We start from the raw sequence: 262 nt of genomic DNA on the forward strand, positions 1-262 counted from the left end.
GTTTCAGCGGCGGCGTCCACGTCCTCACCGGCCTCGCGGTAGGGTCGGGCGTACAGGTAGCTTTCTCCGGTCACCGGCGCGGCGCTTCGCACCTGCGCGCTGGCGTCAAGCGGCGTGGTCGCTTCGCGGTAGTTATAATCGCGTTTGAAGATTTTGCCGGTCACGGCGTTCCAGTGGATTTTCAGCCCCCAGACGCTTTCGGCGTGGCCGTCGCTCATCCCCGACGGCTCGCAGTACGGCAGGGTCACGCCAAACTGGTACT

At 64.9% G+C, this 262-nt stretch carries 1 pseudogene; it reads right to left on the minus strand.

The window, feature by feature from the left end:
• Positions 1–262, minus strand: a pseudogene (locus J1778_RS00060) (phage late control D family protein); the annotation flags it as partial.

It is taken from the genome of Rahnella bonaserana (genome assembly GCF_019049675.1).
GTDB lineage: Bacteria > Pseudomonadota > Gammaproteobacteria > Enterobacterales > Enterobacteriaceae > Rahnella > Rahnella bonaserana.